Annotated in this window: 14 protein-coding genes, 1 tRNA gene and 1 pseudogene; 10 read left to right on the plus strand and 6 right to left on the minus strand. The window is 70.9% G+C overall.

Features of this window, described 5'->3' with window-relative positions:
- Window positions 1-151: 151 nt before the first annotated feature.
- Window positions 152-709: a GlcG/HbpS family heme-binding protein gene (locus ABD378_RS32475; RefSeq protein ID WP_344526769.1), complete on the minus strand. Its 558-nt coding sequence runs from the start codon at window positions 707-709 to the stop codon at window positions 152-154.
- A 293-nt stretch (window positions 710-1,002) separates the two neighbouring features.
- Here ABD378_RS32475 and ABD378_RS32480 point away from each other — a divergent pair, with 293 nt between their 5' ends.
- From ABD378_RS32480 to ABD378_RS32490, 3 genes are read left to right on the plus strand one after another with little or no spacing between them, the layout of a single operon-like run.
- On the plus strand, window positions 1,003-2,205 hold the full coding sequence (locus ABD378_RS32480; RefSeq protein ID WP_386546765.1) for a sensor histidine kinase: 1,203 nt from the start codon (window positions 1,003-1,005) through the stop codon (window positions 2,203-2,205).
- Entirely contained in the window at window positions 2,202-2,846 is a 645-nt protein-coding gene (locus ABD378_RS32485) for a response regulator (protein WP_344526773.1), read from the plus strand. Before ABD378_RS32480 ends, ABD378_RS32485 begins: the two co-directional genes overlap by 4 nt.
- Window positions 2,847-2,884: 38 nt before the next feature.
- Complete coding sequence (locus ABD378_RS32490) at window positions 2,885-3,382, plus strand: hypothetical protein (RefSeq protein ID WP_344526799.1); 498 nt, start codon at window positions 2,885-2,887, stop codon at window positions 3,380-3,382.
- A gap of 649 nt (window positions 3,383-4,031) precedes the next feature.
- Here the strand turns inward: ABD378_RS32490 and ABD378_RS32495 are convergent.
- A complete protein-coding gene (locus tag ABD378_RS32495) occupies window positions 4,032-4,712 on the minus strand; it encodes a pentapeptide repeat-containing protein (RefSeq protein ID WP_344526775.1) in 681 nt (226 codons plus the stop codon).
- 142 nt (window positions 4,713-4,854) lie between these two features.
- Between ABD378_RS32495 and ABD378_RS32500 the strand changes: the two genes are divergently transcribed.
- A complete protein-coding gene (locus ABD378_RS32500; protein ID WP_344526777.1) occupies window positions 4,855-6,066 on the plus strand; it encodes an FAD-dependent oxidoreductase in 1,212 nt (403 codons plus the stop codon).
- A 103-nt stretch (window positions 6,067-6,169) separates the two neighbouring features.
- Window positions 6,170-7,183 carry a zinc-binding dehydrogenase gene (locus ABD378_RS32505; RefSeq protein WP_344526779.1) on the plus strand — a complete coding sequence of 338 codons (1,014 nt, stop codon included), beginning with the start codon at window positions 6,170-6,172 and terminating at the stop codon, window positions 7,181-7,183.
- A gap of 28 nt (window positions 7,184-7,211) precedes the next feature.
- Here ABD378_RS32505 and ABD378_RS32510 read toward each other — a convergent pair whose 3' ends face one another.
- Both ABD378_RS32510 and ABD378_RS32515 read right to left on the minus strand, forming a co-directional pair.
- Window positions 7,212-7,685 carry a GNAT family N-acetyltransferase gene (locus ABD378_RS32510; protein WP_344526781.1) on the minus strand — a complete coding sequence of 158 codons (474 nt, stop codon included), beginning with the start codon at window positions 7,683-7,685 and terminating at the stop codon, window positions 7,212-7,214.
- A 76-nt stretch (window positions 7,686-7,761) separates the two neighbouring features.
- Window positions 7,762-8,688: an aminoglycoside phosphotransferase family protein gene (locus ABD378_RS32515; protein ID WP_344526783.1), complete on the minus strand. Its 927-nt coding sequence runs from the start codon at window positions 8,686-8,688 to the stop codon at window positions 7,762-7,764.
- A 58-nt stretch (window positions 8,689-8,746) separates the two neighbouring features.
- On the opposite strand from ABD378_RS32515, the pseudogene ABD378_RS32520 reads away from it, so the two are divergent.
- Window positions 8,747-8,947 (plus strand): annotated as a pseudogene (locus ABD378_RS32520) (rhomboid-like protein); the annotation flags it as partial.
- On the opposite strand, the gene ABD378_RS32525 reads toward ABD378_RS32520, so the two are convergent.
- Window positions 8,925-9,680: a DsbA family protein gene (locus ABD378_RS32525; RefSeq protein WP_344526785.1), complete on the minus strand. Its 756-nt coding sequence runs from the start codon at window positions 9,678-9,680 to the stop codon at window positions 8,925-8,927. The pseudogene ABD378_RS32520 and the gene ABD378_RS32525 overlap by 23 nt on opposite strands.
- A 119-nt stretch (window positions 9,681-9,799) precedes the next feature.
- Between ABD378_RS32525 and ABD378_RS32530 the strand changes: the two genes are divergently transcribed.
- Window positions 9,800-11,194, plus strand: coding sequence for an NAD(P)/FAD-dependent oxidoreductase (locus ABD378_RS32530; protein WP_344526787.1), 1,395 nt, complete (start codon window positions 9,800-9,802; stop codon window positions 11,192-11,194).
- Window positions 11,195-11,262: 68 nt separating this feature from the next.
- Here the strand turns inward: ABD378_RS32530 and ABD378_RS32535 are convergent.
- Window positions 11,263-11,336, minus strand: a tRNA-Thr gene (locus ABD378_RS32535).
- A gap of 203 nt (window positions 11,337-11,539) precedes the next feature.
- On the opposite strand from ABD378_RS32535, the gene ABD378_RS32540 reads away from it, so the two are divergent.
- The 3 genes from ABD378_RS32540 to ABD378_RS32550 all read left to right on the plus strand — a co-directional run bounded on the left by ABD378_RS32540 (window position 11,540) and on the right by ABD378_RS32550 (window position 14,117).
- On the plus strand, window positions 11,540-12,676 hold the full coding sequence (locus ABD378_RS32540; RefSeq protein WP_344526789.1) for an ABC transporter ATP-binding protein: 1,137 nt from the start codon (window positions 11,540-11,542) through the stop codon (window positions 12,674-12,676).
- 225 nt (window positions 12,677-12,901) lie between these two features.
- Window positions 12,902-13,360 carry a hypothetical protein gene (locus ABD378_RS32545; protein WP_344526791.1) on the plus strand — a complete coding sequence of 153 codons (459 nt, stop codon included), beginning with the start codon at window positions 12,902-12,904 and terminating at the stop codon, window positions 13,358-13,360.
- Between the two features lie 25 nt (window positions 13,361-13,385).
- Window positions 13,386-14,117, plus strand: a complete 732-nt coding sequence (locus ABD378_RS32550; protein ID WP_344526793.1) for a nucleotidyltransferase family protein — start codon at window positions 13,386-13,388, stop codon at window positions 14,115-14,117.
- Window positions 14,118-14,176: the final 59 nt, after the last annotated feature.

Consider the following 14,176-nt stretch of genomic DNA (forward strand, 5'->3'; position numbering starts at 1 on the left):
GACCTGGGGGTATTCGATCGTGGCGACGTCCGGGGCGTTCCCGGCCCGGGCGGCGTCGAGCAGCCGCTGGTCCTCAGCGGTCCTTGTCATGTTCGTCCTCCTCGTCGTCGTACGGGCCGGGAACAGCCTCAGCATGATGAGATCCGGCGGCTCAGCGGCCGAGCGCCGCGACGCCCGCCTTCGCGAACTTCTCGTCCAGGTCGCCGGACGGGGCGCCCGCGACACCGATGCCCGCGATGGGAGCGCCCTTGGCGGTCACCGGCGCACCGCCCGCGAGGAAGAGGGTGCCGGGGATGTCCTTCAGGTTCGGGGTCTTCTCCAGGTTCTTGGCCAGCTCGGAGGTGGGCGCGTTCCAGGAGACGGCGGTGTACGCCTTCTTCTCGGCCGACTCGTACGACTGCGGCCCGGCGCCGTCGCCGCGCAGGGTGACGATCGTGTTGCCGTTGCGGTCGACCACGGCGACCGTGACGCGCTGGTTCTCCTTCTCGGCGGCGTCGAGGGTGGCCTGGGCGGCCTTGGTCGCGGCGTCGATGTTCAGGTGCGTCGACTGCGTGAGGTTCTTGCTGCCCGCGTCGGCGGTGACGGCGGCCTTGGCGGCGGCGGCCGGGGCCTCCGCGCTGGCGGAGACGGCGCCGAAGGTGCCGGCGCCGAGGACGGCGGCGGTCGCGGCGACGGTCAGGACACGGGTGCGGCGGGAGATCTTCTTCATCGGGGGCTCCTCGGGTGAAGGCGGGGATCAGGGGGAGGTGGTTTTCCTCTGCCATCGATCCTCCGGCCGCCGGGGGCCCGTCCCCGTCGACGTACCGGCTGCCACCTGCCTGCGGCTCGGTGGACACGAGGGTCAGCCGATCGGTTGACCCCTTGGTGGTCCTGCCGGGTCACAATGAGGTTGTTTGCGCAGTTCAGCGCCGAGCCGGAAGGAGCGAAGCCGTGGCAAAGGACGAGGGCGTCCCCGTGGGCAGGGGTTCCACGGACCCCGACTCACGCTGGCTCGCGGCCGTCATGCACGCGGCGTTCTACCTCCTCCTCGCCACCTCTCTGGCCCGCTTCCTGCTGCGCCACCCCGGCGGTGCGCGCGTCCCCTGGATCATCGCGCTCTCCGCGGTCCTGGCCGTCCTCTACGCCCTTCCGCCGCTCACCGCCGCCCTGCGGGGGAAACGTTCCGCGTCGTACGCGTCCGGCTACGAGTCCGGCCCGGCACCCGGCGCCCGCCCCACCCCACGCCGCCTCACCTGGCTCGCCCTGGTCGTCGCGGTCTGGCTGGTCCTCGTGATCCTCGCGCCGAGCTTCGCGTGGTGCGCCGTCCCGCTCTTCTTCACCGGCATGCGGATGCTGCCGCCGCGCGCGGCCCTGGTCCTGGTGGCCGTCCTGACCGGCTGCGTCATCGCGTCACAACTGCGGCTCGCGGGCCGCTACGACCCCGACCTGATCCTCGGGCCACCCGCCGTGTCGGCCATCGCGACAGCGGTATTCGCCTACATGCAGCGCCAGGCGGCCCGCCAGCGCGAACTGATCGACGACCTCATCCGCACCCGCCGCGAACTGGCCGCCACCGAGCGCCGCGAAGGCACCCTGGCCGAGCGCCAGCGCATCTCCATGGAGATCCACGACACCCTCGCCCAGGGCCTGTCCAGCCAGCAGATGCTCCTCCAGGCCGCCGACCGCCTCTGGGACACGGACCCGGCCACGGCCCGCACCCATGTCCGTACGGCCGAGTCGATCACCGAACGCGGCCTCGCCGAGGCCCGCCGCTTCGTGCACGACCTGGCGCCCGCCGACCTCGCCGACGGCGGCGGCCTGGACGAGGCGCTGCGGACGCTGGCCGCGCGCACCGCGCAGGACGCGGGACTCCCGGTCCGCTTCCACAGCGAGGGCACGCCCGCCCCACTCCCCGACCGGACGCAGTCCGCGCTCCTGCGCATCGCACAGGGCGCCCTGGCCAACGTGACGGAGCACGCCGACGCGACGACTGCGGCGCTGACGCTCACACACCTGGACGATCAGGTGGTACTCGACGTCGCGGACGACGGCCGCGGCTTCACGCCCACCGCGCAGCCGCCCGCCTCCGACCGTCGGGGGCACGGCCTTCCCGCGATCCGCGCCCGCGCACAGCAGCTCGGCGGCACACTGACGATCGAGTCGGCACCGGGCGAGGGCACGGTGCTCTCGGTCGCGATCCCCTTGCCCCCGCAGGAGACCCCATGACAACCGCCACGCCGCCCCCGGTCCGCCTCCTGGTCTGCGACGACCACATCGTCGTACGCGCCGGACTGCTCGCCCTGCTCGGCAGCGCGCCGGACATCGAGGTGGTCGGCGAGGCGGGCACCGGCGAGGAGGCGATCGCGCTCGCCGCGAAGCTGACGCCGGACGTGGTCCTGATGGACCTGCAGCTCGGCGAGGGCATGGACGGCGTGGAGGCAACGCGCCAGATCACGTCAGCCACCAGCCCCGCACCCCACGTCCTGGTCCTGACGACGTACGACACGGACGCCGACATCACCCGCGCCATCGAGGCGGGCGCGACGGGCTACCTCTTGAAGGCCGAGCGCCCCGAGGAGCTCTTCGCCGCGATCCACGCCGCCGCGCAGGGCCGCACGACGCTCTCCCCACCGGTCGCGTCCCGCGTGATGGCCCGGATGCGCAAGCCGCTGCCCACCCTCACCGAGCGCGAGCTCGACATCCTCGCGCAGCTCTCCCAGGGCCTCGGCAACCGCGACATCGCCCGCGCGCTGTTCATCAGCGAGGCCACGGTGAAGACGCATCTGGGCCGGATCTACGACAAGCTCGGCGTGGACACGAGGGCGGGAGCGGTGGCCGTGGCGAAGGAACAGCGCCTGCTGCCGTGACGTCCGGCGCCGACCGGCGCCGTGACACCATCACATACGTGCTCGACATCGGCTACGCCCTCTCCCACCGCTTTCCCGACCCCCCGCAGTTCGACTACCGCGGCGCGGACGTCCACGCGCTGCGGCACGACCTGTTCTGCGGGGACGTGTATCTCGCGGACACGAAGGCGGACCGGGAGCTGTCCACAGCCTGGGGATGGGTTCCCGTCCTCGACTTCGCGTGGGCGCTGTGCGACATCGTCGAGCTCGTGGACCAGGATCCCCGCGGGAGCAGGGCGTCCCGGCCCCAGCACGCCGAGCTCGACTTCACGGAGTCGACGGACCGGATGCTGTTCACCCGTCGCTTCGGGTGGGTGGACATCGAGGCGGACTGGATGCGGGCGGAAGAGCCCCCGCTGACGTTCTCCCACTCCGAACTCCGCCGCGAGGCAAGGGACTTCCTCCAGGACCTCCTGGCGGACCTCATCGACCTCCACGAGTCCCTGGGGGAGAACCCCACGATCTGGTCCCTCCAGTCCCGCTTCCCCCGGGCGTAGGCGCCCAACACTTCCCCCCGCATCCGCCTCCGGCCGAACAAGCCTCCCCCACCCACCCACCCGATCACCCCGCATCCTCCCCTGAACGAACAAGCTTTCCCGCCCACCCACCCGATTGCCCCGCAGTGCCAGGGGGCGCGTAAGGGAGTGGGGGGTGGGTGGGGCATCTGCGTCGTGGGGTCGGAGGGGAGGACGTTCAAGCCTGGGTGGGTGGGCCGTGCGTAGGTGGGCGGGTGGGCCGTGCGTAGGTGGGTGGGTGGGCCGTGCGTAAGTGGGTGGGTGGGCCGTGTACGTCGGCAGGTTGCGATGTTCCGCCAGCCGCAGAAGCAGGCCCACGACCCATCCGCACTCGGCGACGCACGCGAGGGGACGTGGCGGTATGTCCGCCCGGAGCACAGTTCGCGGCGCTCCCGAGCCGAAGCAGCCCCGCGGCCACCGGACGATAGCGAGGACGGACATACCGGCGCGGCACCGCACCCACACACGGACCGCGCCGCAGACGGCAACGCACGCGAGGGGACGCGGCGGTATGTCCGCCGGGAGCACAGTTCGCGGCGCTCCGGAACCGAAGCAACCCCGCGGCCACCGGACGATAGCGAGGACGGACATACCGGCGCGGCACCGTACCCACAGGCGCACGCACCCGCAGCTACTCCACCCGCACCCCCACCTGCGCAGCAAACGCCGGCGCCAGATCCATCAGCTGCGCCGTACTGATCACCGCCCCCGCCAAGCAGTCGATCCCCCGCAGAATGTCGACCTCCGCAGCCTCCCGCAGGTCGACATCCTTCATCCGGACGCCACTGAAGTCCGCCCCCTTCAGCACGCAGCCCACGAACTCCACCCGCTCCAGCACCGCCTGCCCGAAGTCCGGCTCCACCAGCACGCATCCCTCGAAGACAACATCCTTCAACCGCGCCTTCCGCAGGTTCAGATAGTCGATCTTCCCGCCCCGGACAACGACCCGCTCCAGCACACTCCCGTGCAGCTGAACACCCCCCAGCCGCGCGTCCACCACCTCCACGTCCCGCAGCGAAGCCTCCACCAGCTCCGTGCCGACCCCCCGCAGCTCCGTCAGCACGGAGTCCACGAACCGCGCCCGGCTGAGCCGGGTCTCCGTCACCCCGCAGCCCGTCACCGCGCAGTCCAGGAACAGGGACCCCCCGCCGTCCTGCTCCGCCAGATCAAGGTCCCGGAACTCGACCCCGTCGTAATCCCCGTCGGGCTCCAACTCACCCCCGCCATGCGCCCGCAGCGCAGGCAACCGCACCTCCGGCCGCCGAGCCTTCTTCACCCCTGCCGCGTCCCTCTGCCGATCCCTCTGTCCCATGCGCCCATCGTGCACCCACCCACTGACAACGCCGACGCATCCCGATCACACCCCGATGTCACATCCCGGCCACCCCCATCCGTCGTACGAAGTGAGCGCACCAGACAGCACCGCGACCACGACCACGACAGGAGCCCGCCCCGTGGCCAGCAACCGCAACCGCAACCACCCCAAGAACCCGGCCCCCACCCACCTCACCGTCATCGGCGGCGGCTTCGCCGGTCTCACCGCGGCCATCTCCGCCGCGGAAGCCGGCGCCCGGGTGACCATCCACGAGGCCCACCACACCCTCGGCGGCCGAGCCCGCACCGCCGAAGGCGCGTACCGCACGAACGAGGGCCCGCACGCCCTCTACAACGGCGGCCCCCACTGGACCTGGCTCAAGCAGCGCGACCTCATCGGCCCCCTCGCCCCCATCCCGCCCATCGAAGGCACCCGCCTCCGCCTCCACCACCAGGGCAGGCTCCGCCGCACCCCACCCCTCGCGATGCTGAAGCTCCTGCGCCGCAAGCCCGAACAGGCGCCGGTGGACAAGGACTTCATGACCTGGGCCGCAGGCGAGGTCGGCGAGGAAGGCGCACGCGCCGCCGCGCACTACATCGCCGTGGCGACGTTCCACCACGACCCCGGCTCCCTCTCCGCCAGGTTCGTGCACGAGCGCCTGCGCCGCGCCACGAAACTGCCCCCTGAGGCGCACTACCCGCGCGGCGGCTGGGGCTCGGTCATCGACCGCATGGCGACGCTCGCCTGGAACATGGGCGTACGCGTGGAGACGCTGTCCCGCATCGACACCCTCGCCTCGCTCCCCGCCGCGGGCCCGACCGTCGTCGCCACCTCGCTCCCCGCGGCCCGCCGCCTCCTCCAGGACGATGCTCTCCAGTGGGACAGCGCCCGCACCACCCTCGTCGACGTGGCCCTCAACTCCCGCAAGGGCGACCCCTTCGCGATCTCCGACCTGGACAGGACCGGCTGGATCGAACGGTTCACCACCCAGGACCGCACCCTCGCCCCCGCGGGCCAGGAACTCATCCAGGGTCAGATCCCGCTCTCCCCCGAGGAGTCCAAGGCGGACGGCGTGGCCCGCGCCGACCACCTGCTCGACCTCGGCTTCCCCGACTGGCGCGACCGCCTGGTCTGGCGCCGCACCTCCGTGTCCAACGGCCGCACCGGCGCGGTGGACCTGCCCGGCACCACCTGGCGCGACCGCCCGGCGATCGACCGCGGCGACGGCGTCTACCTGGCCGGAGACCAGGTCGCCGCGCCCGGCCTGCTCTCCGAGGTTTCCTTCAACAGCGCGCTGGAGGCGGTGACCCTCGCACTGACCTCCACAAGGCTTGACCTCAAGTCCGCTTGAGGTAAGAGGGTGGCGTCAAGCCCCAAAGCCCACCGCCCAAACCCAGAGCCGAAACCCAAACCCAACCCCGACACCCTCCGCCCAAGCCCAAGGAGCAAGCCCCATGCACGCCATCCGCCTGCACACCTTCGGCCCGGCCGAACACCTCACGTACGAGGAGACCCAGGACCCCGCACCGGCCCCCGGCCAGGTCCGCATCGCGGTGACCGCGGCAGGCGTGCACCTCCTGGACACCGCGATCCGCGCAGGGATCAAGGGCCCGCTCCCCGAACTCCCCGAGCTGCCCACGATCCCGGGCCGCGAGGTGGCCGGCACGGTCGAATCACTCGGCGAGGGAGTCGACAGCGGCTGGCTCGGCAAGCGCGTGGTCGCCCACATCGGCTTCGCCCCCGGGGGCTACGGCGAGCTGGTCGTCACCGAGGCCTCCCGCCTGCACGAGATCCCCGAAGGCCTGGACGACGCACAGGCCGTGGCCCTGATCGGCACGGGCCGTACGACGATGGGAATCCTGCAGTTCGCCGAGCTGACCCCCGACTCCGTGGCCGTCGTCCCGGCGGCGGCGGGCGGCATCGGCACGCTCCTGGTCCAGTACGCCAAGCACGCGGGCGCCACGGTGATCGGCCTGGCGGGCGGCCCGGAGAAGACGGACCGGGTCAGCGCGTACGGCGCGGACCTCGCCATCGATTACAGGAACCCGGACTGGCCGGACGAGGCGCACGCGTACCTGACGAAGCTCGGCGTCCCCGGCGCGACCGTCGTCTTCGACGGAGTGGGCGGCGAGGCAGGCCTGGCCGCCGTGGACCTCCTCGCCCCCGGCGGCGCGCACATCGTCTTCGGCTGGTCGGGCAAGGGCCTGCACGACGGCGAACCCCTGACGTTCACCGACGAGCAGCTGGCGGCCCGCGGCATCACCCAGACCGGCGTACTCGGCCCGGCGATGATGCAGAAGGCGGGCGGCGACAACCCGATCCGCACCCTGGAGCTGGCGGCCATCGCCGAAGCGGCGAAGGGTCACTTCACCCCGGCGGTGCAGCGCTACCCCCTGTCGAAGGCGGCAGAGGCCCACACCGACCTGGAGAACCGCCGCACCACGGGCAAGGTGGTCCTGATCCCCTGATCCCCTGATCCCCTGATACGGCTGCCCCTCATGCCCCCAAGGCGGCCAACGCCCCGTCGGTCAACCGATACACGGTCCACTCGTCCTGCGGCAGCGCACCGAGCGACTTGTAGAAGTTGATCGACGGCTCGTTCCAGTCGAGCACGGACCACTCAAGCCGCTCATAACCCCGCTCCACACAGATCCGCGCGAGCTCGGCAAGCAGCGCCTTGCCGTGACCGCCGCCGCGCACCTCGGGCCGTACGTACAGGTCCTCCAGGTAGATCCCGTGCACCCCGCGCCAAGTGGAGAAGTTCAGGAACCACAGCGAAAACCCGACGACCTCCCCCGACGCGTCGTCCTCCGCGATGTGCGCGAACGCGGCGGGCCGCTCCCCGAAGAGCGCCTCACGCAGCTGCTCCTCGGTCGCCCTGGCCTCGTCGAGGGCCTTCTCGTACTCCGCGAGGTCGCGGACCATGGCGTGGATGACGGGAACGTCGGCAGGTGTGGCGGTGCGAATCATGGCGGCAGAGTACGACGACCTCACCGCACCCCGACAACCGCATTTCACCGCATCCACCACCAACAGCAACGGCCCCTCACCGCACCCCCAACAGCAACCGCGCAACCTCCAAGTCCTCCTCGTCAAGGGACCGCCCGTCCTCGATCTCCCACAGCGCGTTCTGCAGCACCCGCCCCAGCGTCCACGCACGCGCCCGCTCCCGGTCCAGCCCGAGCACCTCACTCATCGCATCGAACCGCCACAACACGTCATCCACATCGAAGCGGTTGTTGATCGCGGGCCAGAGGTCGAACCCGGGGTCCCCGGCCAGCGGCTTCGGGTCGATGGCGAGCCACGGCTCGCGCTCGGCGGCCAGGACGTTCTCGAAGTGCAGGTCCCAGTGCAGCAGCCGGTCGCCCGGCTCCCCCATGACCTCGCGCACCGCGCCCCCGCACCGCTCCACGATCGCCCGCTCGGCGGGATCGGAGATCGCCCTCAGCGCCTCCGGCAGATCGTTGACCATCTCCGCCGCGATGTCCCCCAGCCGCCGCATCCCCTCGGGCGCGGGCACGGCGGTGAGCCGCGCGAGCAGCTCGGCAATGACGAGCACTGCCTTCCGCGTGTCCGTCATCGTCGACAACATCCGCCCGGAGTCAAGGCGTTCGAGCAGCATCGTGCCCGTGCCCTCGTCGTGGTCCAGCAACCGCACCGCCCCGTCGCCGTCCCACACCCGCAGCCCGACCGGCTCCCCCTCGGTCTCCTCGTCGAGGAGCTGGAACTTGACCGCGGCGGGGGTGCCGTCCCGCCGCACCACGGGCAGCACCAGCGCGGCCATGCCGTGCATCGAGGGCCCGTCGACCGTCAGGTCCCACCGCTCGACGAACTCGGCCACGCGCGCGGGCAGCGCCGCGATGAAGGCACGGCCCGGCTCCCCCGCGTACTCGTACTGCGACTCGATCAGCTCGTCCGGAACGCGAATGTCGATCACGCCCGCGACGCTACCGGCGTGGGTGAATCCCCGCATGGGGATTGTTCGGGGCACGAGGGCGGCCGGGCAGGCCGTCCCGGCCTACATCCGCAGCGCTCCACCGCCCTCGGCCAACACCCTTGACGTAGGCGTGAGTTACGCCCTAGCGGGAGTGATCGCCGTCCTCACCTACTGGGTGCCGAGCCCCTGGAGATACGCGTACCTCCTGATCGGCCTCGCCTGCTTTCCGCTGGCCCGGAGTGCCGTACGCCCGGCACCGGAGGCGTGCCGGGTCAGGCGATCCCGGAGGCCTTGAGCTCCTTGGCGAACGCGTCCTGGTCGAACAGCGAGTTGCTGTCCGCCTTCTTCCCGTCGATGACGACGGTCGGCGTGCCCTGCATGCCGTCGTCGGTGAAAGCCTGCATGGCCTCACCGACCCACTTCTTGTACGTCCCCTTCTTCACCGCCTTGTCGAACTCGGCGCCCCGCAGCCCGTCCACCTTGTCGGCGATCTTCAACAGAAAGGCCGGCGTGTAGGCGTCCTCGGTCTCGCTCTCGGGCTGATTGGCGAACACCGCGGCGTGGAACTGCGGGAACTTGCCCGCCTCCACCGAGGCCCGCAGCGCGTTCGCCGCGTTCACCGAACCACTGCCGCCGAGGTTCTTGTCGAGGAACGAGGCGAGCGTGTACTCCACCTTCACCTTCCCCTCGGCCACCGGCTTCACCAGGGCCTGCGCACCGGACTCCTCGAACTTCTTGCAGATCGGGCAGCGCGCGTCTTCGTACAGCTTGACCGTGTGCCCGGCCTTCGGGTCGCCGACCGTGATCACGCCACCCTTCACCGTCGCGGGCACCTTCGCGAGCGCGTCGGTCCCGGCCGGCGGCTCCTTCGCCTCGGGACCGCCGGCGGGCGCGGACTCCGAAGCCTTGTTGTCGCCCCCGCCCGTGAGGTCCTCGGGCCCGCAGGCGACTGCGCCCCCGGCGACGAGTGCGGTGGCAGCCACCGCGGCGACGATGCGCCCGGCCTTGCGTACGGCGCGTACGGCCATCTGAACAGTCCTCCAAGATCTCCGCGCGTGACGCTCCGCCACGCACCGGATCAACGTATCGGAACGCCCGCCCCCGCACCCCTCCCCAAAGCCCCCACCAGCGCAGTAACGTCCCGCACATGAGCAGCACGATCAACGGCGGCATCTCGTTCTGGTACGCGGATCACGGCACTCCGGCCCCCCGTGAACCCCTGCCGGGCGACGAGAGTGCCGACGTCTGCATAGTCGGCGGCGGCTACACGGGCCTGTGGACCGCGTACTACCTGAAGAAGGCCGCCCCCTTCCTCCGCATCACCGTCCTGGAACAGAAGTTCTGCGGATACGGAGCCTCCGGACGCAACGGCGGCTGGCTCTACAACGGCATCGCCGGCCGCGACCGCTACGCCCGCCTGCACGGCAGGGAGGCGGCGGTCCGCCTCCAGGAGGCAATGAACGAGACGGTCACCGAGGTGATCGAGACGGCGAAGGCCGAAGGGATCGACGCGGACATCCACCACGGCGGCGTACTCGAAGTCGCGTACACCCCGGCCCAGTTGGCCCGCCTGAAGGAGTTCCACGCGACGGAACTGGCATACGGCGAGAAGGACCGCACGCTGCACGGCGCCCGCGAGACGGCCGACCGGATCCGCGTCGCGGGCGCCGTCGGCTCCACCTGGACCCCGCACGGCGCGCGCCTGCACCCGGTGAAACTGGTGAAGGGCCTGGCGGCGGCGGTCGAGGCACTCGGCGTGACGATCCACGAATCAACCCCCGTCACAGAGATCAAGCCGAAGCACGCCATCACGCCCTACGGCACGGTCCGCGCCCCGTACATCCTGCGCTGCACGGAGGGCTTCACGGCATCCCTCAAGGGCCAACGCCGCACGTGGCTCCCCATGAACTCCTCAATGATCGCAACAGAACCCCTGTCGGACACCCAATGGGAGTCGATCGGCTGGGAGGGCCGCGAGACGCTCGGCGACATGGCGCACGCGTACATGTACGCCCAGCGCACCGCCGACGGCCGCATCACACTTGGCGGCAGAGGCGTCCCGTACCGCTACGGCTCAAAGACGGACAACGACGGCCGCACCCAGCCCGCCACGATCGAGGCCCTGCACGAAATCCTGACCCGCTTCTTCCCGCAACTGGCCGGAGTCGAGATCGCCCACGCCTGGTCCGGCGTGCTCGGCGTCCCCCGCGACTGGTGCGCCACGGTCACCCTGGACCGCGCCACGGGCCTCGGCTGGGCGGGCGGCTACGTCGGCTCGGGCGTCGCCACCGCCAACCTCGCGGCCCGCACCCTGCGCGACCTGGTCCAGCAGGACTCGGGCCAGGCAGGCACCACTGACCTCACGACCCTCCCCTGGGTCAACCACAAGGTCCGCAAGTGGGAACCGGAGCCGTTCCGCTGGCTGGGCGTCCAGGGCATGTACGCGACCTACCGCAACGCCGACCGCCAAGAACTGACCACCCCGACCACCCAGGCCCCCCGCCTGGCCCGCATCGCGAACCGCTTGTCGGGCCGCCACTGAGCGCACATACGGAGAACGCGCGAAGGCCCCGCCCACCGGAGAGGTGAGCGGGGCCTTCGGCCACTCGGAGCCCCCTGTCGGATTCGAACCGACGACCTACGCATTACAAGTGCGTTGCTCTGGCCATCTGAGCTAAGGAGGCGTGCGCTGACGTGCTTGAGCAGTGTAACCAACACCGCCCATGCGCCCGTCGAAAATTTCCTCGAAGGTCGAGGCTCCCCGACTACTGACAGACCCATGACCCCCGGGGTACGGTCACGAGCAGTTCACTCAGGTGGACTACACCACTCCTCTCTTTACAACGGATCGTCCGGCACGTTCCTGCCGGTGAAGGGGGCCCTCACCATGGCCACTGTTTCGTTCGACAAGGCGACCCGCATCTACCCGGGTGGCGACAAGCCCGCCGTCGACCAGCTCGAGCTCGACGTCGCGGACGGCGAATTCCTCGTCCTCGTCGGTCCCTCCGGCTGCGGAAAGTCCACCTCCCTGCGCATGCTCGCGGGCCTGGAGGACGTGAACGCCGGCGCGATCCGCATCGGCGAGCGTGACGTCACGCACCTGCCGCCCAAGGACCGGGACATCGCCATGGTGTTCCAGAACTACGCGCTCTACCCGCACATGACCGTCGCCGACAACATGGGCTTCGCCCTGAAGATCGCCGGCGTCAACAAGGCCGAGATCCGCCAGAAGGTCGAGGACGCGGCGAAGATCCTCGACCTCACGGACTACCTGGCCCGCAAGCCCAAGGCGCTCTCCGGCGGTCAGCGCCAGCGTGTCGCCATGGGTCGCGCCATCGTGCGTGAGCCGCAGGTCTTCCTGATGGACGAGCCGCTGTCGAACCTCGACGCCAAGCTGCGTGTCTCCACCCGTACGCAGATCGCCTCGCTCCAGCGCCGCCTCGGCATCACCACCGTCTACGTCACCCACGACCAGGTCGAGGCCATGACCATGGGCGACCGCGTGGCCGTGCTGAAGGACGGTCTGCTCCAGCAGGTCGACTCGCCGCGCCACATGTACGACCGCCCGGCGAACCTCTTCGTCGCGGGCTTCATCGGCTCCCCCGCCATGAACCTCGTCGAGGTCCCGATCACCGACGGCGGCGTGAAGTTCGGCAACTCCGTCGTGCCGGTCAACCGCGCGGCGCTGTCCGCCGCGGCCGACAAGGGCGACCGCACGGTCACGGTCGGCGTCCGTCCGGAGCACTTCGACATCGTCGAGCAGGACGGCTCCACCGCGAAGTCCCTCTCCAAGGAGACCGAGGACGCCCCGGCGGGCCTCGCCGTCTCCGTGAACGTCGTCGAGGAGCTCGGCGCCGACGGCTACGTCTACGGCTCGGCCGAGGTCGGCGGCGAGCACAAGGACCTCGTGGTCCGCGTGAACGGCCGCAAGGTCCCCGAGAAGGGCACGGAGCTGCACGTCGTGCCGCGTCCGGGCGAGATCCACGTGTTCTCGACGTCGACGGGCGAGCGTCTCACCGACTGACCCGGTCGGCCGACTCGGCCGACCGACCCGGCTCACCAGCAGCCGCAGGGCCCCGCGCTTCGGTGCGGGGCCCTGCGCGTTCGCCCGCGTTGTCGACAAATACCCCGGCAGACCGGTCATTTCGCCTCGCGCGCGTCAACACTGCTCCAGAGAAACCTCATTCTCCGTCGCTCGACCGAGTGACGTAATGTCGCCAAATCATCACCGACCGCTACGCTCACTCGCGTGACGCACTCCGCCAACTACACCCAGAAGCCGCGCCGAGCCCACCGAGGCCCCGCCCGACGCATCGGCCGCACGCTCGCCCTCGTCCTGCCCGTGATGCTGGTGCTCTCCGGGACCCTCGCGGTCACCAGCGTCAACTGGTCCGGGAACTCCTCGGATTCGATGCTCACCGCATCCGCCGGCGATCTTTCCGTGCCTGCCAAGTCCCGCGCCCCGCAGGCCGTCCTGCGCGACCGGCTGCTCTTGGAGCTCCAGGACAAGAACCCGGGCGTCGCGCTCACCCACCTCCAGCAGGAGGTGAACCGCCACCCGTCGCTCGCCCGGCACTGCGTCTCCATCGCCCGTGCCCTCGGCCGCGCGGCCGTCCAGAAGTACGGTCCGAGCCGTGCCCAGTCGTATGCGCGCCCGGTCTGCGACACGTCCTTCGCGACGGGCGTCGCCGCCCACCAGAACGGCTGACCGGGGCGGCACGTAGGGTTCCGGCATGACCGGCGACCCTCACGCTCACAGGCCCACGCAGGCCGTCGTCCTGGCCGGCGGCCAGGGCTCGCGCCTCCGTCCGTACACCGATGACCGGCCCAAGCCGATGGTCGAGATCCCTGGCACAGGGACCCCGATCATCGGCCATCAGCTTTCCTGGCTGGCGGCCGAGGGCGTGACGGACGCGGTCGTCTCCTGCGGCCATCTCGCCGAAGTGCTCCAGGAGTGGCTGGAGTCGGCCGATCTCCCCCTGAACGTCACCACGGTCGTCGAGAAGGAGCCCCTGGGGCGCGGCGGCGGCCTCAAGTACGCCGCCCGCCACCTCCCGCACGCGGACCGCCCCTGGTACGCGACGAACGGCGACATCTGGACCCGCTTCTCGCTGCGCGACATGGCGGCCTTCCACGCCGAGCGCGACGCCACCGCGACCCTCGCCCTCGCCCGCCCCCGCATCCCGTGGGGCGTCGTCGAGACGGACGCGTTCGGCCACATCACGGACTTCATCGAGTCCCCGCCGTCCCCGTATCTGATCAACGCGGGCGTGTACGTCTTCTCCGCCTCCTTCACCGCGCTCCTGCCGGACCGCGGCGACCACGAGCGCACCACGTTCCCGCGCCTGGCCCGTGAGAAGAGCCTGGCGGGCTTCCCGCTGCCGCAGGGCGCCTACTGGCGGGCGATCGACACGGCGAAGGACCTGACAGAAGCGGCCAAGGAGCTCGCCGCGCAGCGGGGTTGAGGGTTTCTCTCCGCGTACGCCGTCGGGGCCCCGCACAGTGTCTGTGCGGGGCCCCGACG

It is taken from the genome of Streptomyces rectiviolaceus, from assembly GCF_039533825.1.
Classification (GTDB): Bacteria; Actinomycetota; Actinomycetes; order Streptomycetales; family Streptomycetaceae; genus Streptomyces; species Streptomyces rectiviolaceus.

Bases quoted from the DNA above. Each gene is read 5' to 3' on its own strand.
- ABD378_RS32485 (WP_344526773.1), top strand. From the start codon at position 2,202: ATGACAACCGCCACGCCGCCCCCGGTCCGCCTCCTGGTCTGCGACGAC.
- ABD378_RS32550 (WP_344526793.1), top strand. From the start codon at position 13,386: ATGACCGGCGACCCTCACGCTCACAGGCCCACGCAGGCCGTCGTCCTG.
- ABD378_RS32540 (WP_344526789.1), top strand. From the start codon at position 11,540: ATGGCCACTGTTTCGTTCGACAAGGCGACCCGCATCTACCCGGGTGGC.
- ABD378_RS32475 (WP_344526769.1), bottom strand. From the start codon at position 709: ATGAAGAAGATCTCCCGCCGCACCCGTGTCCTGACCGTCGCCGCGACC.
- ABD378_RS32530 (WP_344526787.1), top strand. From the start codon at position 9,800: ATGAGCAGCACGATCAACGGCGGCATCTCGTTCTGGTACGCGGATCAC.
- ABD378_RS32510 (WP_344526781.1), bottom strand. From the start codon at position 7,685: ATGATTCGCACCGCCACACCTGCCGACGTTCCCGTCATCCACGCCATG.
- ABD378_RS32505 (WP_344526779.1), top strand. From the start codon at position 6,170: ATGCACGCCATCCGCCTGCACACCTTCGGCCCGGCCGAACACCTCACG.
- ABD378_RS32515 (WP_344526783.1), bottom strand. From the start codon at position 8,688: ATGCGGGGATTCACCCACGCCGGTAGCGTCGCGGGCGTGATCGACATT.
- ABD378_RS32525 (WP_344526785.1), bottom strand. From the start codon at position 9,680: ATGGCCGTACGCGCCGTACGCAAGGCCGGGCGCATCGTCGCCGCGGTG.
- ABD378_RS32495 (WP_344526775.1), bottom strand. From the start codon at position 4,712: ATGGGACAGAGGGATCGGCAGAGGGACGCGGCAGGGGTGAAGAAGGCT.
- ABD378_RS32480 (WP_386546765.1), top strand. From the start codon at position 1,003: ATGCACGCGGCGTTCTACCTCCTCCTCGCCACCTCTCTGGCCCGCTTC.